Here is a 23757-nt window from a genome sequence, read left to right as displayed (position 1 = left end):
TGCTATGGCGATTTCTGTCGTGAAAGGCCAGAAGAGTGATCTGACCAAAACCAATCCGGGCTTGTCCCGTCTAACGGTAGGCATTGGTTGGGAGGCAGCCTCGGGTGTGGAGCTGGACACATCAGCATTCCTTCTGGGTTCAGACAATAAAGTGGCTGGAGATGAAGATTTTATCTTTTATAATCAGCCCTCTACCTCGTTCATCACGTATATGGATGGTGGACAGGTTGGTGGCGAGAAGAAACAATTCGCCATTGATCTTGGCAAAATCCCCGCCCGAATTGAGAAAATCGCCTTCAGCCTGACGATTCATGACGGTGAAGCACGACGCCATCATTTTGGACAGGTTCAGCATGGTTTTCTACGGTTTGCCAATGCAGCTACAGGTCAGGAAGTGATGAGATATGATCTGGGAAGCGGTTTTACAGTGGAGACCGCGATTGTCATCGGTGAATTGTATCGTCATAACGGAGAATGGAAGTTCAATGCGATAGGATCGGGTTTTGCAGGAGGTTTGAATGCACTCTGCGCTAACTTTGGTGTGGATGTGGATGGTGGATCGGACGCTGCGCCAACGACTTCAACCGTTCCTCCGACAGCTGTACCGACTCCACCACCCCCGGTGCCCGCACCAGAACCGACGCCTTCTCCTGTGAATTCGATCAATTTCAGCAAAATTGAATTGAAGAAGAAGGGTGACACCATTAACCTTAAGAAAAATGCGGGGGGACTTGGTGAAATCCTGATTAACCTGAACTGGAATCAACAGGGCAGCAAAGGGTTGTTTGGTCGCAGCAAGAGTGTGGATCTGGACTTGGGCTGCCTGTTCGAGATGAAGGATGGTACACGAGATGTGATTCAGGCCTTGGGACAGACGTTTGGTTCACTGAACCGTTTCCCTTATATTGCCCTGGATGGGGATGACCGGACGGGATCGGTTAAGACGGGAGAGAATCTGCGGATTAATGGTGCCCGTATCTCGGAAATTGAGCGCATATTGGTATTCACCTATATTTATGGTGGTGTGGCCAACTGGTCTCAAGTAGACGGTGTGGTAACCATCCAGCAGAAGGACGGCCCGGATATCATTGTCCGAATGAATGAATACGGGAGCCCGCTTGGGATGTGTGGCATCGCGATGTTACGCAATGTGAACAATGAGACATTCAGTATTGAACGAATCGTGCAGTTCTATAATGGGCATCAGGCGTTGGACGAGGCTCATGATTGGGGAATGCAGTGGGTTGCGGGAAGAAAGTAATCATTTGTATTTATTCAATATATAAACGCTGTATCGGTCAGCGCCATTGCAAGGATACTGTTGACCAACGTTATCCTCGATAATAGACCATCAATCCCTCCAGACTAAGGAGGGATTGGTTTTTATGCCCCGACAGCTGGAATCAACTATTGCAGATTGGCTATTGCCAAAGGTGCGAGGAGGAGACACCCCTGAAATATTTTAACTTTTTGAGTCTGGAAGAAGAAGATACTTTATTTTTCTCTTCACCCGTCTCGTTCAATCACCGGACTTCCAAAGATCTACTGGCATATGCTGTTGGGGCTGCTCTATATATGCCCGCGACGCGCGCACATATCGCGGACGACATTATGAATGGTAAACATGAAGGTCTGACGACCATTATTATTGATCTGGAGGACGCTGTGGGTGACGACCAAGTAGAGTTTGCCGAGCAGTGTCTGGTACAGCATCTAACTCAACTGATGACTTATATGGAGACAGGCATGCTGAGTCAGGATCAAATGCCTCTTCTGTTTGCTCGTGTACGTTCACCACAACAGTTGGAACGTCTCATTGATACGTTGGGAGAACTGGTGTCCATGCTGACAGGCGTGGCTTTGCCCAAGTTTTGCGTGGGGAATGGAAGGGCCTATTTTGACCAGATTCGCAAGTATAATCAACGGAAACCGGATCATTATCCCGTTCTCTATGGAATGCCTATATTGGAAACGGCTTCAATTATATATCGGGAGACACGTTGGGAGACCTTACTGGGCCTTCGTAACATCCTCGATGATAATGTTGAATATGTGCTCAATGTACGCATTGGTGCGACCGATTTCTCCAGCTTGTTTGGACTACGCCGAAGCCCGGAATTGACCATATACGATATCGCCACGATCCGTGACTGCATCTCGGATATTATCAATCTGTTTGGACGAATGGACAAGCCGTATGTGATCTCAGGTCCTGTCTGGGAATATTTCAGTCAGCGGGAGCGCGTGTTCAAACCTCAATTACGACAGACTCCATTCGAAGAAACCCTGGGCAAATCAGGGCTGCATCTGAGAATGAAATATATTACGAACACAATGGATGGATTGATGCGTGAAGTCATGATGGACAAGGAAAATGGAATTGTAGGCAAAACGATCATTCATCCTTCTCATATTAAACCCGTACAAGCGATGTACGTTGTTACACATGAGGAATATTCCGATGCCCAAGACATCATCGCCCGTAATGACGGTAGCCTGGGTGTGTTCAAAAGTAATTACTATAACAAAATGAATGAGATTAAACCACACTTGAGCTGGGCGAATCGAATTCTAATCCGATCACAAATATATGGGGTGTTACATGAACAGCAGCATTTTGTCGGGCTCTTGCCCAAGCACGAACAACAACATAACTACGTTCCCAATTCTTGATCAATTCAGTCTGAACGTTCAGGTTACACATAACCCGCTGCAACTTCCACTAGAATCTCTATTTTCCATGGCTGCACGCATCAATAAGAAACGTTCATTTCTGTTTGTAAGCAAACTGCTGGGCAAGCACATCCCGGTTAACCCGTATACCTCGCTTCTGAGTGGCGCGGCATTGGCTGTTCTGTTATATGAGCACCTGACTGAGGAGACGGAAGAGACGAAAGTTCAGATCACCGAGTGGAAACGGGAAATGGTCGAGGGGCTGATTGATCCCCAACAAGCCCGGCAAGTGTACAACATGCTGTTGCAAGAAAGCTTGAGTTTGCCGGAAACGATTCGTTTTGTTGGTTTTGCCGAGACAGCGACAGCGCTGGGTCACAGCATGTACGAGATGTTTGCTGATCAAGCTTCCTATATTCACACCACTCGCGAATATGTTCCAGCGATGCATCCAGATATTCAATTTGAAGAAGAACATTCCCACGCGATGGCTCATCGTTGTTATGCGCTGGATCATGAAGCCTTTGCAGGAGAGGGCCCGATTGTTCTGGTGGACGACGAGATTACGACGGGCAAAACGACGTTGAATATCATTCGGGATATTCAGGCCAGATACCCCCGGAAGCAGTATGTGATTGCTTCACTGTTGGACTGGCGTACGGAAGCGGACGAACTTCGGTTTGCCGAACTGGAAGCTGAATTGGGAATTACCATTACACCGTTAAGCCTGTTGAAGGGCCGCATTGAAGTGGTGGGTACTCCACAGTTGGAACCAACACAGCAAGATGAGCAGCTATCCCGTCCTGCCGTAACGCTTCAAACCTCTACCGTTGCAGATGCCTTCCATCAGCTTCATGCCACTTCGGAGGATGGTGAAGGTAAACGTAGCACAGCGAGCTATGTTCAGCATACGGGCAGGTTTGGTATGCAATCCCGACATAATGGGGTATTACGTGAGGAGATTAGCCGGATTGCAGAACGACTTCGGTCGCAGCGTACGGGAGAACGGACATTAGTGATGGGAACAGGGGAGTTCATGTACATTCCGATGCGTATTGCTGCCGAGATGGGAGAAGGCGTGTTGTATCAATCCACTACCCGCAGTCCAATCCATACACATCCGGCTCCAGAATATGCTGTTCGTAGTGGTGCCGGATATGCCTCACCGGAAGACGCATCCGTTCGTAACTTTATCTATAACATCGCCCCGGGACAATATGACGAGATTTTTGTTCTGCTGGAGAGACAGATGTCCGAAGAGCGAATGGAACCGATGTTGAAGGTACTGGAGCAGTTGGGATGCGGACACATTCATATTGTATATTGCGGCTTGCCAGAGAAGACAGGGGACAACGAGCAATGAACTTAACTACACTGGAGCTAATCAGACAACGTGAGATTCCGTCTCCCGAACCGATGGGCAGTTATGCTGCATCCGACGTTGTTTTCCTATTGAAGGATATCAGCCATGTGGATCTGGAAAAGGGAACGGGTGAACGGGAGCAAGCGATCCAATCCGGGGTTCATTATTCGGAGATGCTGCCCGTGGAATATCAGCCCACAGCAGAATACATCGAGCTGTTCCATCAGACGCTGGAACAATCCGCTGCAAGAATCGCGCGTCATACCGCTATTGTGGCTGAGAAGATTGTAGAGCGCAGGGGACTGAATCTCGTGCTGGTATCTCTGGCTCGAGCCGGAACACCTGTGGGCATCCTGATCAAGCGTTATATTGAATTGAAATACAAGGTATCGATTCCGCATTATAGCATTTCAATTATTCGTGGCAAGGGTATGGACGAGAACGCAATTTTATATATTTTACAGCAGCATGGGCTGGAAACAGCCATTCAGTTTGTAGATGGTTGGACAGGAAAAGGGGCCATTCGCAAAGTGCTGAAAGAGTCCTGTGACCAAATGGAACGGACTTATGGTGTGAGCCTCGATGATGATCTTGCCGTGTTGGCCGATCCGGGGCAATGCTCAGGCACCTTTGGGACGAGGGAAGATTATCTCATTCCTAGCGCTTGTCTGAATTCCACTGTCTCTGGACTGGTGAGTCGTACAGTACTTCGCGATGATCTGATTGGGCCGGAAGATTTTCACGGGGCCAAATGGTATCGTGAATGGTCCTCTTCAGATGTTTCGACCCAATATGTGGATACCATCGCTCAGCATTTTCCGCAGATGATGGACCAAGTGGAGATTCGCTCGGAGGACAATGGTACCGATACTTCGGAAATCACCTGGAAAGGCTGGCAGGATATCGAGGCCATCCAGCAATCCTTTGGCATTACGAACATTAATCTGATCAAACCTGGAATCGGAGAAACAACCCGAGTGTTATTGCGACGGGTCCCCTGGAAGATTCTTGTGGACCGTCTGGATAATCCGGATTTGCAACATATCATGATGCTCGCCAGAGACAGAAATGTGCCGGTTGAGGTATATCCGGGACTAACCTATTCCTGTTGCGGCATTATTCAATCCCTAGGAGGTGGAGGAGAATGATGATCTACGCAAGTGATCTGGACCAGACGCTGGTGTACTCCCGTCGTGCGCTCCGCATTCCCGAAGATACACCGGGACTTGTTCCCGCAGAGTGGATTAACGGCAAGTTGTCCGCTTTTATGTCAGCATATGCACTGGAGCGATTGCAGTCATTGCCACAGGACATTGTATTTATGCCTGTGACGACACGTACCGTGGAGCAGTACCGGCGCATTCATATTTTTCAGAACGAATGTATTCCGAAATATGCGGTGACGAGTAATGGTGGCAACATTATTGTTGACGGTCAGGTAGACGATGAATGGAACTTGCATATTCGTTCTTTGCTTCGTCAGCAGGCAGCTGCTCCTGAAGAGATCCTGGATTTATTTGACGATGTACTGAGCCCGGAGTGGGTGATTAATCAGCGATTGTGTGATGAGCTGTTCTTTGCATTACTGATCGAACGTGACAAGCTTCCGATGGAGCGTATTGCGGAAAAGATTCGGGTGTTAGAGACGCTGGGATGGGAGAGTTCAATCCAGGGTCGGAAGCTCTATCTGGTGCCTTCAGCCGTGAACAAAAGAGCTGCAGTGGAGCACATTAGGCAACGCATTGGCGATGTGCCTGTGATTGCTTCGGGCGATTCCTTGCTGGATCGCTGTTTGCTGGACTTTGCGCAGCATGCCATTGCTCCGTCCCACGGAGAGTTACATGTGGAGAGACAGCGTGCACCTGAGCTGGTGCCGTATCAATTTACGGAACAATTCGGTGCTTTTGCAGCAGATGAGATTCTCGATTACGTCCACCGTATTCATAACGATCAACAGACCCAGATAGACCATGCCGAGATAAGGGAGACCGTATAAATGAAAAAAATGAAGATTTACTTCAACCGTTGGTTCTCTGTAACGTACCATTATATGAATGCGATTCGGGACAATGAGGACGGTATGGAATTTGAGATCTACGGTACTCATCCTGATCCGGGACATATGGCATTACAGGGCTGTGATGTTGCGGAAGTTGAACCACGTGTAACGGGCCGGGAGTATGTTGATTTTTGCCTGGACTTTTGCCGTCGTCATCAGATTGATGTGTTTATTCCACGCTGGAACATGCTGGACATCAGCAGACATATCTCCCTATTCGAAGAGATCGGTACACGGGTTATCGTATGCTCGGATACGGAATTGCTGGAACAATTGATGGAGAAAGACCGGTTCTATGAATCGGTGCGTGAGAAAGGCATTATGGAGATTCCGGATTATTTCACGGTCAGTAATGCTGCACAATTCCAGCAAGCCTATGAGGCGCTGCGTGCACGTGGACATGATGTATGTTTCAAACCATGTAATGGTGAGGGCGGCATGGGATTCCGGGTGATCAACAATGAACGTGATCCGTTGCAGGAGTTGTTTGGGTATGCACTTAACTCGATTTCATATGAAGATGCCCTGCGTGCGTTCTCTTCTGCTCCGTCCTTTCAAAATGTCATGGTGATGGAGGTACTGGAAGGATATGAATACAGCATTGATTGTCTTTCGGATCGCAATGGGAAACTTATAACGGCTATTCCGCGTAGAAAAGAAAGAGGACGTTTGCGCTTGCTCGAAGAAAACGAGGAATTGCTGGCGATTGCCCGCAATGTGGCAGAGGTATATCGGATTCCTTATAATTTTAATATTCAGATGAAATATCGCAAGGATACACCGAAGCTGCTGGAGATTAATCCGCGTATGTCGGGTGGGTTGCACATGTCTTGTCTGTCGGGCGTGAACTTCCCGTATCTGGCGGTCAAGTCTGCACTTGGCCATGATATTGGACCACTTCATCCGAAGTTTGGCATACTGGGAAGTCATATCGAACAGCCATTTATAATCGACGTTCAGAAGGTAAGCGGAGTACACCACGTCTAGCTGAGAATTTTCCTCAACATTGACACCTTCTGGATGGTTTTTTTACAATACGGATGAGAGGTTATTCAAAAAGTCCACTTTTGATTACGAATAATGCCTTACGGCATCATCAGCATCGAAGTTGAAATTCAGCCGAAATAAGCGGGAGGCTTACGAAGGTTGTTTCCTTTGGAAACATTGTGGTTGCTCACGTAGTTTTCCTACGCTCCGCTACTCCATTTCTATCTTCATTCCATCTTCTCGGTACTGAAAAACAGACTTTTTGAATATGCACTGTATGTGTTGTTAAGGCAGGAGGATAAGTAATGTTACGGAAAACGAAGATAGGTATAGGCGCATTGGTCGGTTATGGTCTCGCGGCGATCTCGAGTCCCTTTCTACCGGATGTTATCACGTGGGCGATTCCGGCACTGGCAACTGTGGTCGGGGGATTGATTCCTTCACGTTCCACGCCACGCACACAGGTCGAGGGTTCGTCATCAGCCCCTGTACCCATTACAGATATCGGAAATGAACCATCCCGCTTGAATAGTGGACATGCGCCAAGCGCAGTGCCAACAGGGGCAAGAGAAGCTTCTCAGGCACAGCCCCATTCGAGCTCCACTCCCGCACAACATGCGGGATCAGAACAAGCGAAGCCTTCCCGGACCGAACCAGATCCTGTATTTGATCCGGTGATTGAGTACCTGGAAGTTCTGGAGGACATGATCATCTCCGAAGGTCAGAAGAACGAGCTGGATAATGAGATCGTGGAGAAATCACTGGCGTTGTTTGCCCGTCTGCAGCGTGTGATTCCTTCCCTTCAGGAACTGAACAACGGGGATATCAACCATACGGTGCGCAGATTGATTTTGAAAGACCTGAACGGTTTTATTAATCCATTTCTACGTTTAAGCGGAGAAGCCAAACGCAACAATCGGCGTATGCTTCTGAATGGTCTTCGAGACGTGGATTCCAAGATATCGGATATTGTATCAACGATTGAACATAAAGACTTAATGGAGCTCCAGAACAAAGCGGAACTGATACATCAAAGGTATAACAGCTCTGAATTATAGGAGGGATTGGCATGGCAACGGAATGGGCTCAGTTGAAGCAGGAAGATGAGCAACGGATTAACCAGGAAGCAACGCAGCTTATTCAGAAAGTGTCCCAAAGTGATCCGGCTCACCTGGATACCTTAATGGATGATATCGGCAAGTTGGGTGTGAAAACACAAGAGAGAGCAGGACAAACCCTCAAGCTGCTTGATCGTCCAGTCAATGAACTGATGTCGGGGAATCGGGCTGAGGTATCGAACATGATCCTGAAGCTCCGTGATGAATGTGAGAGTCTGCAGCAGAGTAAAAATGTGAGTTTTGTCGGGAAGTTGTTACGTAAAAGCCCGCTGAAAAACTACGTGTACCGTTATCAATCCGTTCGCACGAACATTGATGCCATCATTAACGGGTTGCGGGACGGCAAGGACAACCTGGAAGAAAGCATCGTGAATATGCGTCAGTTGAAACGTTCTTCCATTCAGGAGATCTACAATCTGCAGACCAAAATTTCCTTCGGTAATCAATTGAAAGCATTGTTTGAAACCGAGATCGCCAAGCCTGAGAACGAGAATCGCAAAGCACATCTGGAGCGTGGGTTGCGCAAAGTGGTAACACGTACCCAATCCATGACAGAGATGATCATGCTGTACAATCAGGCGATTGCAGCTACCGACATCATTAATGATAACAATGACAAGCTGATTGATTCAGTGAATAACGCCATTGATAAAACAGCGAATCTGATCACCGTTTCGGCCATGATTGCGATGGCACTTAATGATCAGGAGAAGGTCATTTCTGCTGTGGAAGCTACGAATAAGACAATTGAAGATCAATTCAAGGAGAACGCCAGATTGTTGAAGACAACAACAGAGAAAACGAATGAACTGTTGTCCAAACCAGCCATGTCCCTTGAAGCAGTCAATCAGGCGATGGGTGATCTGATGTCTGCGCTGGATCTGTCCGAGCAGTCTAATCGCCGGATCATCGAGAGCTGTAATGACTATACCAACAAGATGACAACACTTAACGCTAAAATGAGCGATCGACTGGGTCTGGAAGGGCCGAAGGCTGCTGCCATTCCGGAGAAAAATAAACCGGATTCCAGTGCATTAGGATCTTTCCTGGATTAGGGTCGGACTCTCTGCATATCGTATCGAGATTGCTACATGTATTTATTTTCTACGAGGGACGCTGAGTGCGTCTCTTTGTTTCATTTATTTGATAGATTGAAGTTAAAATCTGGGGTTGTGCGAAGGAGCTTGCTGAACATGCTGGACTTTTCATTCGAGATTATTGATGAGACCAAGATTAATATTCAATACAAATATGGCAGTGAGTTCTTTAACTTTAACCTGTATTATGCAAACGGCGAGTGGACGCTGCATCCATTTGACGGCATACTGATCCAAAACCGTGAAATGTGCAGTCTGATTGTATCGGAGCTGCTCCGTAACAAAGATTTTCATGTGATGTTGGCCAAAGAGAAAATTATCTTATCCCAATTACGCACCAGTGTTAACCTCCAGTCCAATGAGCCGGATGAATGGGTTGCAGATCGAAGAAACGCGGATTATTCCAGTCCTGATGATGAGTTGATGGATTACATAGGGAACCACAGTTTCGAAGACATATTACAGCTTGAGCAAAAACAGATTGAGGCCAGAGTGCAGTTCTTCCAACAGATTATTCAGAGAATGTTTATGGAGGGACTTGGACCGGAAGATGCTGATTTTATCAAAGTTCAGGCCGTGATTCGGATATATAAGGAGACGTACGATCGTCTTGGTGAGTTGAATGATGACTATCGGGGTGATCGTGGACGTAGAAGATGGTAGTGAACATCTCGCTTGGTATGTAAACAGATAACTATATTTCTGCGAAGTTAGGCAGATACTCCTGATTTGCAGGCATGCATTTCTTTTCGATCTAAGATATGCCTGGTAGAGCGGGCGAACTTTAAGTTTTAACTAGCGTGGGGAAGGGAGACCTTCCTTTTTTTACTGCCAAAATGAAGAGAAGTTTATTGTATTGGGAAAAGTAGGGTAATAAGAATAGAAGCGGCATTGTAAAATACGCTATAATAACCATATGTGTACATAGAAATGATTACATATTGGACGCTGTGGAGAAAACAACATGTCTAATGGAGGCTTTGAGCTGGAACGTGTTATCGGTTTAGGGTGCTCCGAGCCGGAGGAATGCTTATGATCAAGCTGTTGTACTACTTGAAGAAGTACCGAGTTGCCGCGATTGCAGCCCTGGTCATGATGTTAATTGAGCTTGCGGTGGAGCTGGCTCAGCCTTATCTGATCTCCAAGATCATCGATAACGGAATTCAGCAGGGAGACTTATCTGTCGTCTGGTTGTGGGGCGGTGTGCTGGTTGCTAGTGCTGTTGTGGCTTTTGCTGCCGGAATTGCGAGTTCGTTCTTTGCATCCCATGCAAGTCTGGGGTTTGGATACGATCTGCGGGAGAAGTTGTATGAGAAAGTGCAAACGTTCTCTTATGCCGTCTTTAACCGGTTTGCGACATCGTCCCTGATTACCCGATTAACGGGGGATGTGACCCAGGTTCAGGACACGGTCTTCATGAGTCTGCGCTTCATGACACGTGTGCCCCTGGTGGTGATTGGTAGCATGATTATGGCAGTAATCGTGAACCCGAGGTTGGGTCTGCTGCTGGTTGTCATGGTGCCTGTACTGCTCATTGTTGTAGTGTGGATGATCAAAAAGGCAGCGCTGCTGTTCCGCAATGTGCAGCGCAGACTGGATGCCGTCAATGGAGTCATCCAGGAGAATCTGACAGGCATTCGGCTGATCCGTGTCTTCGTACGGATGAGCCATGAGATTGAACGCTTTGCCGGATTCAGCGGCAAGCTGATGAAAGGCACAATCTCCGCGCTGCGCCTGACGGAGACCACGATGCCGTTCATGCTGCTGATGATGAACGTTTGTATCATCGCCGTGTTATGGTTTGGACGAGTCGACATTGCCTCCGGTAATGCAACCGTGGGTGAAGTGGTCGCCGTCATTAACTACCTGCTTCGCACAATTGGTGCCATGTCTGCGTTGTCATGGATTCTGGTGACGTTCTCCAGAGCAAGCGCTTCGGCGCAACGGCTGAATGAAGTGTTTAATACGGAGGATACATCGGAGACTGAACAGCATAAGGCAGTATCAGCGTCTGTACCATCTGCTGGATCTATGAGATCTTCGCATTTTCCGCAATCTGTATACCCGGCGAAGAAACAGCGCGCTGTGCAGGGAGCGGTTGAATTCCGCAGTGTAGGCTTCAGTTATCCGAATAGTGAAATTACAGTACTGGATAACATCACATTCACGGCAAAAGCGGGGGAGCGCATTGCCATTATGGGAGCAACTGGCTCAGGCAAATCCTCGCTGGTACAGCTCATTCCGCGGTTATACACAGAGGATCAAGGAAAGATACGGATTGATGGTGCTGATGCATCAGAGCTGGATCTGGCCATGCTGCGTGGTGCGATTGGTTATGTGCCTCAGGAGGTTGTCCTGTTTACCGGTTCCATACGGGAGAATATTGCCTGGGGTCAGGAAGATGCTACCTTGGAGGAGATCGTGGAAGCCGCGAAACGCGCGCAGATCCATGAAACAATTGAGAATTTACCAAACGGTTATGATACATTGCTGGGTCAACGGGGAGTGAATCTCTCCGGTGGACAGAAGCAGCGACTTTCCATTGCACGAGCACTGGTACGTAGACCAAGAATTCTGATTCTGGACGATAGCACAAGTGCGCTGGATGTGGCTACAGAAGGCAGACTGCTCGATGCGCTGGAGGAATTGTCGTGTACCACGTTTATCATCACCCAGAAGATCAGTTCAACCACTTCGGCGGACCTTATTCTGCTGCTTGATGATGGACAACTCATTGGGCAAGGAAAACATGAAGACCTGATGGAGTCGTCAGAGCTGTATCGTCGAATCCATGAATCACAATACGGGGAGGGTGCACAGCATGTTCAAAGCATTCATTGAGCCTTTCCGTCAGCCGCCACCGCCGATTGATCCGGAGACGTTACGATCAGGTGGTGGTCGCAAACCCAAGGCACGGGCGAAGAATTGGTCAGGTACGCTAGGTCGTATCTGGGCCTATCTGGCACGTCGCAAGGTTAAGCTGTCCATGGTACTGTTGATGGTGTTTGCCAGTTCCGCACTCGCTTTGCTTGGCCCCTACATGGTGGGGGTGGCCGTAGATGATTTCATCGCGGGCGAAGCCGGCGCAAGCTGGACTCGGTTTCTGATTGGATTAACCGCAGTGTACGTTTTGTTCTCTCTTACGTCTTGGTTACAAAATATATGGATGATCGAAATTGCACAGGAAACTGTGTTCCGCATGCGGTATGATCTGTTCTCCCATCTGCACAAGCTGCCGATTCCATTCTTCGGTAAACGCCAGCAGGGTGAGATTATGAGCCGGGTGACCAATGATATCGAGAATGTGAGCGGTACGTTGAACAGCTCGGCGATTCAGATTTTCTCAAGTGTATTAACGCTGCTCGGAACGTTTGGGGTTATGCTCTGGCTCAGCCCGTTGCTGACCCTGCTTACCTTTATCGTTGTGCCTCTGATGGCCATCGGCATGCGTTGGATAACGCGCAGAACGGGACCGCTCTTCAAGGAGCGGCAGCGCAATCTCGGTGAACTTAACGGTTACATCGAAGAGACGTTATCCGGCCAGCGGATCATTAAGGCATTCTCTCAAGAGGAACGGGTGATTCGCGGTTTTGAGGAACGGAATACCCGCATCCGGATTTCCGGTTTCTGGGCACAAACCATCTCTGGTTTTATCCCGAAACTGATGAATGGATTGAACAACCTGAGCTTTGCGATTGTCGCGGGCATCGGTGGTTTTCTGGCGATTCAGGGTTCCGTTACGGTTGGGGTGATTATTATCTTTGTAGAATATGCCCGTCAATTCACCCGTCCGCTGAATGATTTGGCGAACCAGTGGAATACGTTATTGTCCGCGATTGCGGGGGCTGAGCGTGTATTCGAGGTGCTGGATGAAGATGAGGAAGCGAAGGATGAAGGGGCAGCGGTATCTCTGGACAAGGTAGAGGGAGCCGTTCGCTTCGAGAAAGTATCCTTTGGATACGATGAAGGCCGTAACATTTTGCATGACATCAGCTTTGAAGCCAAACCGGGTGAGATGATTGCCCTTGTGGGTCCGACCGGAGCGGGGAAAACAACATTAATTCAGCTATTATCCCGTTTCTACGATCCGACAGGTGGCACATTAACGGTAGATGGACGCGATATGACCACCATTCGGCGTGAGAATCTGCGGTCACATATGGCATTTGTATTACAGGATTCATTTCTGTTTCAGGGCACGATTCGGGAAAATATTCGGTTTGGCCGTCTGGACGCAACGGATGAAGAGGTGGAAGCAGCCTCCCGGCTGGCGAATGCCCATTCCTTCATTGTGCGAATGAAGGATGGATACGACAAAGTGCTCCAGGCCGATGGGAGCGGCATTAGTCAGGGGCAGAAGCAATTACTCGCCATTGCCCGGGCAATCTTGGCAGATCCATCCATACTCGTACTGGACGAGGCGACGAGCAGTATTGATACTGTTACGGAGATTAAAATCCAGGAAGGGTTGCAACGTCTGATGCAAGGCCGTACCAGCTTTGTCATTGCCCACAGGCTGAACACGATCCGTCAGGCCGACCGGATTCTGGTGCTGAAGGATGGGCATCTACTGGAGCAAGGATCGCATGATGCGTTGCTCGAACAAGGCGGTTTCTACAGCGAGCTGTATTACAGTCAGCTGCGTAAAAAGGCGCAATAGTCATTTTGGATAATATGTGACATGTATTGGAAAGCTTGTAGGTATGTAAAAGAGCAGGGATGAGGGCACGATGCTCCTCACTTCTGCTCTTTTTGCATATTTTATTGAATAAACGTGGGAAATGGAACTATGATTGTGTGTTAAAATATGGATATATTGGAATAGGTCCGTTTTTGGAAGGTTGCCAGCGGTTTTGAAGCATGAGAATGAATTTTTACACGTATGCCTGTAATCAGTCATGTGATGCATTAAAAGAGAGGAGGGCAATGCGGAATGGAATTCAAATTTGGGAATGCTGCTCTTCTTCTTCCCCCTTTACACATTACGATTATCGCAATCATTATTATTTTCATTCTAGTAAGGTGGAGCAAGCAATTAGAAACAAGACGTTTTACGGTTTTCTTTTACTTTTTGATTAGTACGTTCATTACTCCAATTTATTCTCAAAGTACAACAAAAGGTGTCTTTGAGCTATGGATACCTGCAGGATTTATAGTGATTTTCTTTTATTTGATTCGCAGCGAAAGAAATCATCCATCTAAAATGAAAGCAAGTATTCTAGGGTTTTCCATAGCCTTATATCAGTTAATTCTTCAATATGTCGGATAACGGGATGGGACAGGATAGGATAATTCAAATAAGAACAAGTAAGCAGCTGTTCAACCAATCGGTTGCTTTTTCTTTAAGCTAATGTTCAGATCAGTTCCAATATGTATTGAAATTATGAGGCTGAATTTCAACTACATTACGTTTCTATACGAAGTTATAGGTTGGAAAAACAAAAGAGCAGATCCTGATCACAGGACCTGCTCTTTCTCATTTAACTTCCAATAACTTTCCAGTTATTTGGCTGTTCAACCGTTAACGGTTGGTGTCTGCGAATATAATCCTCCACCAGTGCGGCCATGTCCGTGGCACCTTCGTGCAGTACCTTTTTGCCTGGATACATCGCATAATCCCCCCCGCCAGCAGCACGGTAACTGTTCATCACCACAGAGTACATGCCATTCATGTCCATTGGCTTGCCTTCATGTTCCAACTTCACAACTCGACTGCCTACAGGTTGGGAGATATCCAGCTCGTATTCCATGCCAGCCCACATATCGTAATTATAATGTTGGGGTTTGGGCTCCATATAAGCCGGATTGACTGCCACCTCACCAGAAGCATTCACTTCAAAGTAACGTGCCGTTTGTTCCAGTGCCTCCCGGATATCCTGACCACTCAACTCCAGCACCGTCAGAGTATTAGGATAGATGAAGTTGGATAACACGTCCCGAACGGTGATGTGACTCCCGAAACCGCGAGCTTCTTCACTCAGCATGGCGGTATTGGAGAGCTGCGCTCCAGTCGCTTCCATCTGCACTTGATGTACAAAAGCAATGAATGGATGTGCCTTGAGTCGCAGAGCCGTAGCATTGGTGATGGATAAATCCCCAGCCACCTCGCCAATGGGTTGATCAAGCCATGCTTGTGCCTCAGTTTCCAGCTCTTCCGTCAGTTTCATGACGGTTGCATCAGGTTCAACCTCATGATGTTCATCCAGAAGTAACAACCGAGCCTGCTTATCTGTAATCTGCCACTTGCCGCCCGATGATTGTTCCAACTGAACGGTTATATGCCCCGCACCATTTCCACTGAATCCCGGCTGAATGACGGTTACACCATGAATATTAGTGGTAAGCTGACGATGCTGATGTCCGGTAAGCAACACATCGATGCCTTCGATGTCCCGACAGATGGCATAGCCTTGATTTTCTCCAGTTAATCTTTCGGTGGGCTCTCCTGTCTCCAGATCACTCTCAAATCCGCCATGATAACTGACAACCATTACATCTGGTTGTTCATGCTCGCGTATATAGTTAACCCATGTACGGATGGTCTCCAAGGCATCAAGGAACTGTAAACCCTCAATATTTTTCGGATGCTCCCAGTTTGGAATGTAATGCGTAGTTGCGCCCAACAGGGCAATTTTGACACCCGTAGACAATGTTTTGATTAGATACGGAGGACCGAAGGCAGGTACGTCTGGATGCTCATCTTTTACAATATTGGCAGACAGCCAAGGAAAGTCGGAAGCTTCAACCGCCCCGCGTAACAGATGCTGACCATAGTTAAACTCATGATTGCCCATTACGGCAGCATCATAGCCCAGTTCATTCAGAACGGTTATAAATGGATGCACTTCGTTTTTGGAAACTTGTGAAGCTGCATAAGAGGCCAAGGGTGATCCTTGCAAGAGATCCCCGTTATCCACCAGCATCAATTCAGGTGAACGTTCACGTTCCTTACGAATCAGGGAAGCCAGCAGGGCAAGTCCAGCCGGGCGGTAGGCATTGGTGTTGTAATGAATGGGGCGGATGGCCCCGTGCAGATCACTGGTGAACAGAATGTCGAAGCTTGCCGTATGGTTTGTGGATGTCATTTTACAATCTCCTCTAATATATAAGTTCAGATATATGGAATTACCATAAAACGGAGAAGAATGAATAGCCTGAAGAACCGAAGTATACGCCGTGATCTCCGATGTTCTTCTTATATCTTCAACCATAATGAGCCTATTCTAACAGATACAAGTCGCGCTGACAGCCTGACAGGAAACTTTACAAAACTCCAAATTTCGTTTCACATCGCGCTAATATTTGGCAACTATAGTAGATAAGTACTGAAAAATAGAAACTCTTTGGAGGGTGTTCGTTTGAAGAAGTCTGCTTTATTTTTACCATTGTTGATTTTGGTTCTGTTTCTGAGTGCTTGTGGGTCTAGCAGTAGTACAACAGGTTCGGCTAACGGGGATAATGCGAGTTCGAATGCATCCGGTACGTCTACGGCAGAGACAGAGAAAGTTGTCGAAGGTTATGTGCCAACTGAATTGACGGTTCAATTTGTTCCTTCCCAGAACGCAGATACGCTTGAAGCCAAAGCGAAACCGCTGGAGAAGTTGCTTGGTGACAAACTGGGCATTCCGGTAAAAGTCAGCGTATCCACCGACTACAACACAATTATTGAAGCAATGGCTTCCAACAAAGTAGACGTAGGTTTCTTGCCTCCGACAGCTTATGTACTGGCTAAAGAAAAAGGCGCTGCACAAGTTATTTTGCAAGCACAACGTTTTGGTGTGAATGATGAGACTGGAGCTCCTACAGAGCAACTGGCAGATTCATATAAATCCATGTTCATTGTGAAAAAAGATTCGCCGATTCAATCCATCGAGGACCTTAAAGGTAAAAAAGTCGCTTACCAAAACGTAACGTCTTCCGCAGGTTATGTATGGCCAGCAGGTCTGTTGCTGGACAGAGGGATTGATCCATTAAAAGATGTAACACCTGTAACGTTGAAAGGTCATGACCAAGGTGTTATCGCTGTATTGAACGGTGACGTTGATGCAGCAGCTATTTTCCAAGATGCCCGCAACACGGTAGCTAAAGACTATCCGACTGTATTTGAAGATACACGCGTACTGGCGTTCACTGAGCCTATTCCTAACGATACCATTGCCGTTCGTACAGACATGAATGCAGATTGGACTGCGAAGATCAAACAAGCCTTCATCGATATCGGTAAAGATACTGAAGGTCACCAGATCATCAAAGAAATCTATACGCATGAAGGTTATGTAGAGTCCGATGATAGCAAGTTTGAGATCGTTCGCCAGTATGGCGAAAAAGTGAAAGGTGAATAATTCTGATCCGAAAGTAGTTCGGGATCTGTTCACTTTGTAGTAGCTTTCTTGGATGGGAACAGCTTAATCGTAGCAATGGACAGGCCAGTTCAGCGTGATCTACGCTGCGCTGGCTTGTGCCATTATAGCAAGGACTCATGTATGGTTGATCATTATGAATGGAAAGAAGGATATTGTCATGATTGAGCTTCATAACGTTACCAAAACTTACGCTAACGGCACCAAGGGCCTGGATAATATTAATCTGAAATTTGAGCAGGGTGAATTCATTGCTGTAGTGGGTCTGTCCGGTGCGGGTAAATCAACGCTCTTACGCTCCATTAACCGACTGCACGACATTAGTGAGGGAGAGATTCTGATTAACGGAAGCTCCATCACGAAGGCACAAGGCAAACGGTTACGTATGATCAGACGTGACATCGGCATGATCTTCCAGAGTTTCAATCTGGTGAAACGGTCCAGTGTACTACGTAACGTACTCGCTGGACGGGTTGGATACCATTCCACCATGCGTACCATTATGGGTCGTTTTCCAAAAGAGGATATTGAGCTGGCATTCACTGCGCTGGATCGTGTGAATATCTCGGAGAAAGCTTATTCCCGTGCAGATCAGTTGTCTGGTGGACAACAACAGCGTGTGGCTATTGCCCGTGTACTGGCACAGGAAGCAAAAATCATTCTGGCCGACGAACCGGTTGCTTCACTTGACCCGCTTACAACAAAGCAGGTCATGGATGACCTGAAACGTATCAATCAAGACCTTGGGATTACGACCATCGTTAACCTTCACTTTATTGATCTGGCGAGAGAGTATGCGACCCGTATTGTCGGATTGAGAGCAGGCGAGGTCGTATTCGACGGTCCGGTGGAAGAGGCAACGGATGAGCGCTTTGCAGAAATATACGGCAGACCGATTCTGGCTGACGAATTGTTGGACAAGCAGGCTGTGCATGAGCAGGGAGAAGTTGTGGTATGAAGGGGCAGTCCAATGTTCCACTTCAGAATTCAGGCGGAGTAGGGAAGGAACCTGGTTCCAGCCCGGCTCAGGTTGTAAATCGCCCAAAACCGCCTGGGCGTACGAAACATTTGCTCACCTTAGTGATCATTCTGCTCCTTCTGTGGGCCAGTGCCAAACAGACGGATGCCAGCTTCACGGAGTTGTTTGAAGGTTTTCCCAACATGTTGGATCTGCTAAAGGAAATGTTTCCACCCCGGTGGAGTTACTTTGATAATATCGTGCAAGGCATGCTGGAAACGATCCGAATGGCCCTGATTGGGACTACCATTGGTGCGATTATTGCGATTCCGGTCTCGATCATCTGTGCCGGTAATCTGATGCCAAGTCGCTGGATTTACTATCCGGCGCGCTTTCTGCTGAACCTGATTCGGACCGTGCCGGATCTGCTGCTTGCTGCTTTGTTCGTCGCTGTGTTTGGTTTGGGGCCAATCCCCGGAATCTTGGCACTGGCTGTGTTCTCGATAGGCCTGATTGCGAAGTTGACCTATGAGACGCTGGAAACCATTGATCAGGGGCCACTGGAAGCGATGACGGCTGTTGGTATGAACCGGATTCAGCTCATTGTATATGGCGTTGTGCCGCAACTGGCTGCCCAGTTCACGTCCTATGTGCTGTATGCCTTCGAAATTAATATACGTGCTGCAGCCATTCTGGGATTGGTGGGAGCCGGAGGAATTGGACTCTATTATGAGGCTACACTTGGATTCCTGGAGTATGACAAGACCAGCGTAATCATTCTGTTTACCCTCGTCATTGTTCTGGTCATTGATTATGTAAGTACTAAGCTGCGGGAGAAATTGCTATGATGAAAAATGAAACAAGCCGCATCCGGCCTAAACCACGGAAGAACCCGCTACGCTGGGTCATTGTGTTACTGTTAATCCTTATGTATGCCTGGGCGCTTGCGGGTGTACCGTTTACTGGTTTCAAGGAAACTGCCGCTCAGATTATGAAAGCCATTGTAGCCGGAATTTTCTCACCGGACTGGGAGTTTGTATATTTGCCTGAGGGAGAAGACTTGCTGCGCGGACTGCTAGACACATTGGCAATCTCCGTACTAGGTACTGTAATCTCGGCCGTGCTCTGTATCCCGTTTGCATTCTGGTCTGCCCGTAACATGAGTGGGCATCGTTCCATCTCGGGTGCAGGTAAAATGGTACTCAGCTTTATCCGCACGTTCCCTGAGATTATCATGGCCTTGTTATTCATTAAGGCAGTAGGTCCCGGATCGTTTGCAGGGGTACTCGCCCTTGGATTACACTCCATCGGCATGTTAGGCAAATTATACGCGGATGAAGTTGAAAATATCGACTATGGCCCATCTGAGGCGCTGCTTGCCTCCGGAGTCAATCGCATGCAGCAGTTGTGGTTTGCTATCCTGCCACAGGTTATGCCTGGATTCCTGAACTATACATTGTATCGTTTTGAGATCAATGTACGTTCCGCGACCATACTTGGTGTAATCGGAGCAGGGGGAATTGGTACACCACTGATCTTTGCATTGAGCACCCGGAACTGGCCGCGAGTAGGTATAATACTGCTGGGTATTATCGTGATGATCACGATTATCGACTTGATCTCGGGGTATATTCGTAAGAAACTGGTGTAGAATTAATGTGGCGCTACGAATATATTAGATGATAAATTAAGATTTGATGATAGCGTAAGAAGAGAGGGCTATTCGGTGCCAAAATATTGGCAGGGATAGTCTTTTTTTGTGTCTGCAAATAAACAACGGTACGTTTTTGTTGCTCAGCTAACCGTCGAGGAATAAGAGGATTCCAAGAATATGTATAAAGGTGATTGAATTATTTTCCAAATACATGTAAGATTAATAGGTTTCTATATAAAGGGAATTAAGGATATTAATTAATACTCCTCTTAGATACCAATATAAGAAGTGAGTTTTTCGAAAGGAATGTGACCTATGGAGATATTTTATTTTATATGGATTGCGTTTATGGTACTCCTATTACTGTACAGAATGATCTTTCAGAAGTTTAAAAAACATAACAGAGAAAATATTGGACTCAGTGTGATCCTGATCATTTTCACGGGAAGCAGTTATACGTTTATACAGATGAACTTGATTTTTGTCATTAGTGTCATCGCCGTGGCCGCTTACTTTGCTGTATGGAACAGCATTCTATTTGTTAGAAATGGATATAAGCCGGAACGTTTGAAATGAATGAAAAAAACCGAAACCATGTTGCCCTGTGAATCAGGCAATGTTGGTTTCGGTTTTTTAGTTGCTTGGTTAAACGTTAGGCTTCTTTACTGAGACTTAGCTAGCCAAAGGCAAAGCTTTAGTAACTTGAACCGTAATTGTCTCGGTGCTGGTTACGCCTGCGGCGTTGATCAGCTCAGCACGGTACGTATACGTTCCGTTAGCGCGACCGGACAATTCAGTTGTAGCACTTTGAGAAGCTGGTGTTGCCACGTTCAACGCTTGTGTATCAATCAATACATCATTCTCATAGAGACGGTATTCGGTTGCGTTCGTACCCCACCAGAGGTTCATGGATACGTTGTAGTTGCCGTCACCATCCCAGTTGTTTTGGGACAACGTAGCTTTGCCTGGAGCAGCATTGGTTACTTGTACCGTCAGCACGTCACTGCGTGTTGTGCCTTTGTCATTGGTCAGCTCGGCTACGTAGGTATACGTGCCGTTGGCTTTACCTGTAATAGCTGTTTTGGAGGACTGAGCCGATGGTGAAGCCGCAGTCAACTTTTGCGTATCGATCAGAACGCCGTTCTCATACAGTTTGTACTCAGAACCATTTTCGCCCCACCAGAGGTTCATGCTTACGTTATACGAACCTTCGAACAGGCCAGTGGTATATCCATTATCAGAAGAAAGCACCGGTTTACCCGGTGCTCCTGCAGCTGGAGTGGAAGGCACTTCGCCGCCACCTTGCTCTTCAGCAGGTACAAAATCATTCAAGCTTCTAGGTTTCAATTGATATACATCTTTGAAAATAGCGGAAACGCCTGTGATATCGATTTTGTCACCAGCAACATAAGGGAAGGAAGTCTCCGTCACACCTGTACGGGTGTCTACACGGATGTGTGTGCTCGTTCCATCTGCTGCTACCGCGTCGAATTCAAAAGATCCAACTGGTGTAGCACTGATGATATTCTCGATCGTTACATTTTTCAATTGAACCAGTTGACCTTGGTTCGCATCTGTAATTGCAGTAACCTCGATTGGAGCAGGTACGGAAGCCGTACCTGTTTTCTCAATCGCAACGATATCGGTAAGCTCGAACTCGCTGTTATAGATGGTTGTTGCTGCCGTTACTTTCACCTTGTCACCTGCATGGAAGCCGCTGGTATGCTGGAATACGTAGATTCCAGCAGTTTCATCTTGAAGATAGAAGGCTTGTCCACCGAATGCACCAGGCTCTGTCGTCACAACACCTTCGATCGTTACGGTAGTGCCAACGGCTTTGGTACGTGCTTCAGCAACGGTGATAGCTGCTGGAATCGGTCCTTCTTCTTCCGGAAGCTGTTCTGCTGGCACATTGCCAACAGTCACGGCATTGGTGATCAGGTTGCTGCCATTCAGACGCAGACGCAAGCTCGCAGCGCCAGTTGTACCCGGTTTGATACGGACGTTCAGATCTTTGATCCCGCGACCTTGGCTGTCCGAGGTTACACTGAATGTGGAGCTATAGCCGTACGAAGTTGGCCAAGTACCACTTTCATTCTGAATCATGGCTACCTGTGTTCCGCCAGTCAGATAGATACCGGCACTATAACCGGATACGGTTGTGTTTGGAGCCATGTTCTCCACAACTACACGAATCTGGAAGTCTTCTGCATTCGGAAGGGTATCCTGTTTCACGAAGCTGTATGCGGCGTTCGCGCTGGATGCAGGTCCACCATAAGAACCAGCCTTGAACGTGGAACGATCGTACCACTTGTATCCGGCAGCAGGTGCGGACCAAGGTTCAGCCTGTGGTTCTGTGGAAGCAGCCGGTTCTTCGAATGGCAGCAGCGCTGTAGCTGTGTCCAGTTCAAGTCCGTTCACTTCAGTCAGGCTTGTGTAGTTCTCTTGTGTAGCAAGCCAGTTCACGGTGTTCACGAGCAATACGGCATCATCGGCTTCTTTAAAACCGTCATACGTTGTTTTGCGTGTGCCTGTCTCTTCACGCAAGTATTTTGGTGATGCATCTTCTACTGGAGAGGAGTCACCGATGAAAGCAGCCTTACCTGCGCCCAGCTTGGATACAGCCACGTAAGGACCTTCTTCAATCCCGCCACCGTTGTAGACACCTTGGTCTACCGCGTTATTCCATTTTGCATTGGTTTTTGGCAGGTACACAATACCTTTTGCCTTTTCCGGATCAGTGATTGCGAGTGTTGAACCTGCGTGCATGGCTACACCCGACACCCCTTCTGTGATGCCGAAGGCTTGATCTGCCGGTACGACGATATTGGCGTTGATATCGCCAAGTGCGTTATAGCGGAATCGTACGCCGAAGTTATCGGACAACCAGTCCGAGCCGGTTACATTTTGCATCGCTTCAGAATTACGCTCATCGGTGCTCATACCTTTGGCCGGATCTTCGAATGCTCCCCGACGATAGCCGTTGATGACTTCAGAGCCATCCCAGCGGTTTTTATTACGGTCGGCATTATAGTGATCTCCAACAAAGAAGATGCTGCCGCCCGTTTCAACATATTGTTTGAGTGCTGCTTGTTCGGATGTTTTGAAAGGAATTTGAGGCTCTGCAATAACGAATACGTTATACTCTTTCAGATCATCATAGGTAAATGGGGTTGTCTTGCGAAGTTCTTTGACATAGTAACCATCATTCGCGAGTGCATTCCCGAAGTCGGAGAAACCTCCATCAATGACCCAGTCTGCAGCTCCAGCCGTTTGGCCGTGAGAGTTGTCGAATAATACTTTTTTACCTGCATTTTGGTTCACAACCTTTGCCTGGATGAACGGTGCCGGGTCTGTCGGTCCTTCCGCATGAACCGATGCATCTCCGTTCCATAATCCGATCTGAAGCGGCAAAGCCATGGACAATGCCAGGAGTGATTTTAAAAATACTCCTCGCATACCTGTTAATTTACCCAACCAAATCCCTC

The 23757-nt window shown here is 47.5% G+C and carries 19 protein-coding genes; 17 read left to right on the top strand and 2 right to left on the bottom strand.

The window, feature by feature from the left end; all coding sequences use genetic code 11:
- The first annotated feature begins 4 nt into the window (after positions 1–4).
- From QF041_RS15275 to QF041_RS15220, 12 genes are all read left to right on the top strand, one after another.
- Positions 5–1261, top strand: coding sequence for a TerD family protein (locus tag QF041_RS15275; protein WP_307414786.1), 1257 nt, complete (start codon positions 5–7; stop codon positions 1259–1261).
- A gap of 191 nt (positions 1262–1452) precedes the next feature.
- Positions 1453–2673: an HpcH/HpaI aldolase/citrate lyase family protein gene (locus QF041_RS15270; protein WP_307416979.1), complete on the top strand. Its 1221-nt coding sequence runs from the start codon at positions 1453–1455 to the stop codon at positions 2671–2673.
- Positions 2674–2740: 67 nt separating this feature from the next.
- On the top strand, positions 2741–4036 hold the full coding sequence (locus tag QF041_RS15265; RefSeq protein ID WP_373461394.1) for a phosphoribosyltransferase family protein: 1296 nt from the start codon (positions 2741–2743) through the stop codon (positions 4034–4036).
- Positions 4033–5184: a cysteine protease StiP family protein gene (locus QF041_RS15260; RefSeq protein ID WP_307414784.1), complete on the top strand. Its 1152-nt coding sequence runs from the start codon at positions 4033–4035 to the stop codon at positions 5182–5184. Before QF041_RS15265 ends, QF041_RS15260 begins: the two co-directional genes overlap by 4 nt.
- Positions 5184–6032 carry an HAD family hydrolase gene (locus QF041_RS15255; RefSeq protein ID WP_237176922.1) on the top strand — a complete coding sequence of 283 codons (849 nt, stop codon included), beginning with the start codon at positions 5184–5186 and terminating at the stop codon, positions 6030–6032. The genes QF041_RS15260 and QF041_RS15255 overlap by 1 nt, the downstream gene beginning before the upstream one ends.
- Positions 6033–7082 (top strand): ATP-grasp domain-containing protein, encoded by a 1050-nt coding sequence (locus QF041_RS15250; RefSeq protein ID WP_307414783.1) that lies wholly within the window; start codon positions 6033–6035, stop codon positions 7080–7082.
- A 305-nt stretch (positions 7083–7387) separates the two neighbouring features.
- Entirely contained in the window at positions 7388–8140 is a 753-nt protein-coding gene (locus QF041_RS15245; RefSeq protein ID WP_307414782.1) for a hypothetical protein, read from the top strand.
- Positions 8141–8151: 11 nt separating this feature from the next.
- Positions 8152–9255, top strand: a complete 1104-nt coding sequence (locus tag QF041_RS15240; RefSeq protein ID WP_036606281.1) for a toxic anion resistance protein — start codon at positions 8152–8154, stop codon at positions 9253–9255.
- A 138-nt stretch (positions 9256–9393) separates the two neighbouring features.
- A complete protein-coding gene (locus tag QF041_RS15235) occupies positions 9394–9960 on the top strand; it encodes a hypothetical protein (protein ID WP_307414781.1) in 567 nt (188 codons plus the stop codon).
- Positions 9961–10329: 369 nt separating this feature from the next.
- The gene (locus QF041_RS15230; RefSeq protein ID WP_307414780.1) at positions 10330–12138 is read left to right on the top strand and encodes an ABC transporter ATP-binding protein; all 1809 of its coding nucleotides are present in this window, start codon (positions 10330–10332) and stop codon (positions 12136–12138) included.
- On the top strand, positions 12119–13957 hold the full coding sequence (locus QF041_RS15225; protein ID WP_307414779.1) for an ABC transporter ATP-binding protein: 1839 nt from the start codon (positions 12119–12121) through the stop codon (positions 13955–13957). Before QF041_RS15230 ends, QF041_RS15225 begins: the two co-directional genes overlap by 20 nt.
- 273 nt (positions 13958–14230) lie before the next feature.
- Positions 14231–14566 (top strand): hypothetical protein, encoded by a 336-nt coding sequence (locus QF041_RS15220; RefSeq protein WP_307414778.1) that lies wholly within the window; start codon positions 14231–14233, stop codon positions 14564–14566.
- Positions 14567–14777: 211 nt separating this feature from the next.
- On the opposite strand, the gene QF041_RS15215 is transcribed toward QF041_RS15220, so the two are convergent.
- Complete coding sequence (locus tag QF041_RS15215) at positions 14778–16382, bottom strand: bifunctional metallophosphatase/5'-nucleotidase (protein WP_307414777.1); 1605 nt, start codon at positions 16380–16382, stop codon at positions 14778–14780.
- 258 nt (positions 16383–16640) lie between these two features.
- Between QF041_RS15215 and QF041_RS15210 the strand changes: the two genes are divergently transcribed.
- The 5 genes from QF041_RS15210 to QF041_RS15190 all read left to right on the top strand — a co-directional run bounded on the left by QF041_RS15210 (position 16641) and on the right by QF041_RS15190 (position 20845).
- A complete protein-coding gene (locus tag QF041_RS15210) occupies positions 16641–17639 on the top strand; it encodes a phosphate/phosphite/phosphonate ABC transporter substrate-binding protein (RefSeq protein ID WP_373461341.1) in 999 nt (332 codons plus the stop codon).
- Between the two features lie 178 nt (positions 17640–17817).
- Positions 17818–18615 (top strand): phosphonate ABC transporter ATP-binding protein, encoded by a 798-nt coding sequence (gene phnC, locus QF041_RS15205; RefSeq protein WP_036606306.1) that lies wholly within the window; start codon positions 17818–17820, stop codon positions 18613–18615.
- Positions 18612–19463, top strand: coding sequence for a phosphonate ABC transporter, permease protein PhnE (gene phnE / locus QF041_RS15200; RefSeq protein WP_036672541.1), 852 nt, complete (start codon positions 18612–18614; stop codon positions 19461–19463). Before phnC ends, phnE (QF041_RS15200) begins: the two co-directional genes overlap by 4 nt.
- On the top strand, positions 19460–20266 hold the full coding sequence (gene phnE / locus QF041_RS15195; RefSeq protein WP_307414775.1) for a phosphonate ABC transporter, permease protein PhnE: 807 nt from the start codon (positions 19460–19462) through the stop codon (positions 20264–20266). Before phnE (QF041_RS15200) ends, phnE (QF041_RS15195) begins: the two co-directional genes overlap by 4 nt.
- 318 nt (positions 20267–20584) lie before the next feature.
- Entirely contained in the window at positions 20585–20845 is a 261-nt protein-coding gene (locus tag QF041_RS15190; protein WP_307414774.1) for a hypothetical protein, read from the top strand.
- 96 nt (positions 20846–20941) lie between these two features.
- Here QF041_RS15190 and QF041_RS15185 read toward each other — a convergent pair whose 3' ends face one another.
- Entirely contained in the window at positions 20942–23728 is a 2787-nt protein-coding gene (locus tag QF041_RS15185; protein ID WP_373461393.1) for a DUF5689 domain-containing protein, read from the bottom strand.
- Between the last annotated feature and the right edge of the window lie 29 nt (positions 23729–23757).

It is taken from the genome of Paenibacillus sp. W2I17 (genome assembly GCF_030815985.1).
Classification (GTDB): Bacteria; Bacillota; Bacilli; order Paenibacillales; family Paenibacillaceae; genus Paenibacillus.
The sequence above is the reverse complement of the archived record's forward strand: the minus strand, read 5'-3'. Positions and strand labels throughout refer to the sequence as shown.

Coding starts and splice junctions, on each gene's coding strand:
- QF041_RS15275 (WP_307414786.1), top strand. CDS start 5: ATGGCGATTTCTGTCGTGAAAGGCCAGAAGAGTGATCTGACCAAAACC.
- QF041_RS15265 (WP_373461394.1), top strand. CDS start 2,741: ATGGCTGCACGCATCAATAAGAAACGTTCATTTCTGTTTGTAAGCAAA.
- QF041_RS15260 (WP_307414784.1), top strand. CDS start 4,033: ATGAACTTAACTACACTGGAGCTAATCAGACAACGTGAGATTCCGTCT.
- QF041_RS15255 (WP_237176922.1), top strand. CDS start 5,184: ATGATCTACGCAAGTGATCTGGACCAGACGCTGGTGTACTCCCGTCGT.
- QF041_RS15250 (WP_307414783.1), top strand. CDS start 6,033: ATGAAAAAAATGAAGATTTACTTCAACCGTTGGTTCTCTGTAACGTAC.
- QF041_RS15245 (WP_307414782.1), top strand. CDS start 7,388: ATGTTACGGAAAACGAAGATAGGTATAGGCGCATTGGTCGGTTATGGT.
- QF041_RS15240 (WP_036606281.1), top strand. CDS start 8,152: ATGGCAACGGAATGGGCTCAGTTGAAGCAGGAAGATGAGCAACGGATT.
- QF041_RS15235 (WP_307414781.1), top strand. CDS start 9,394: ATGCTGGACTTTTCATTCGAGATTATTGATGAGACCAAGATTAATATT.
- QF041_RS15230 (WP_307414780.1), top strand. CDS start 10,330: ATGATCAAGCTGTTGTACTACTTGAAGAAGTACCGAGTTGCCGCGATT.
- QF041_RS15225 (WP_307414779.1), top strand. CDS start 12,119: ATGTTCAAAGCATTCATTGAGCCTTTCCGTCAGCCGCCACCGCCGATT.
- QF041_RS15220 (WP_307414778.1), top strand. CDS start 14,231: ATGGAATTCAAATTTGGGAATGCTGCTCTTCTTCTTCCCCCTTTACAC.
- QF041_RS15215 (WP_307414777.1), bottom strand. CDS start 16,382: ATGACATCCACAAACCATACGGCAAGCTTCGACATTCTGTTCACCAGT.
- phnC (WP_036606306.1), top strand. CDS start 17,818: ATGATTGAGCTTCATAACGTTACCAAAACTTACGCTAACGGCACCAAG.
- phnE (WP_036672541.1), top strand. CDS start 18,612: ATGAAGGGGCAGTCCAATGTTCCACTTCAGAATTCAGGCGGAGTAGGG.
- phnE (WP_307414775.1), top strand. CDS start 19,460: ATGATGAAAAATGAAACAAGCCGCATCCGGCCTAAACCACGGAAGAAC.
- QF041_RS15190 (WP_307414774.1), top strand. CDS start 20,585: ATGGAGATATTTTATTTTATATGGATTGCGTTTATGGTACTCCTATTA.
- QF041_RS15185 (WP_373461393.1), bottom strand. CDS start 23,728: ATGCGAGGAGTATTTTTAAAATCACTCCTGGCATTGTCCATGGCTTTG.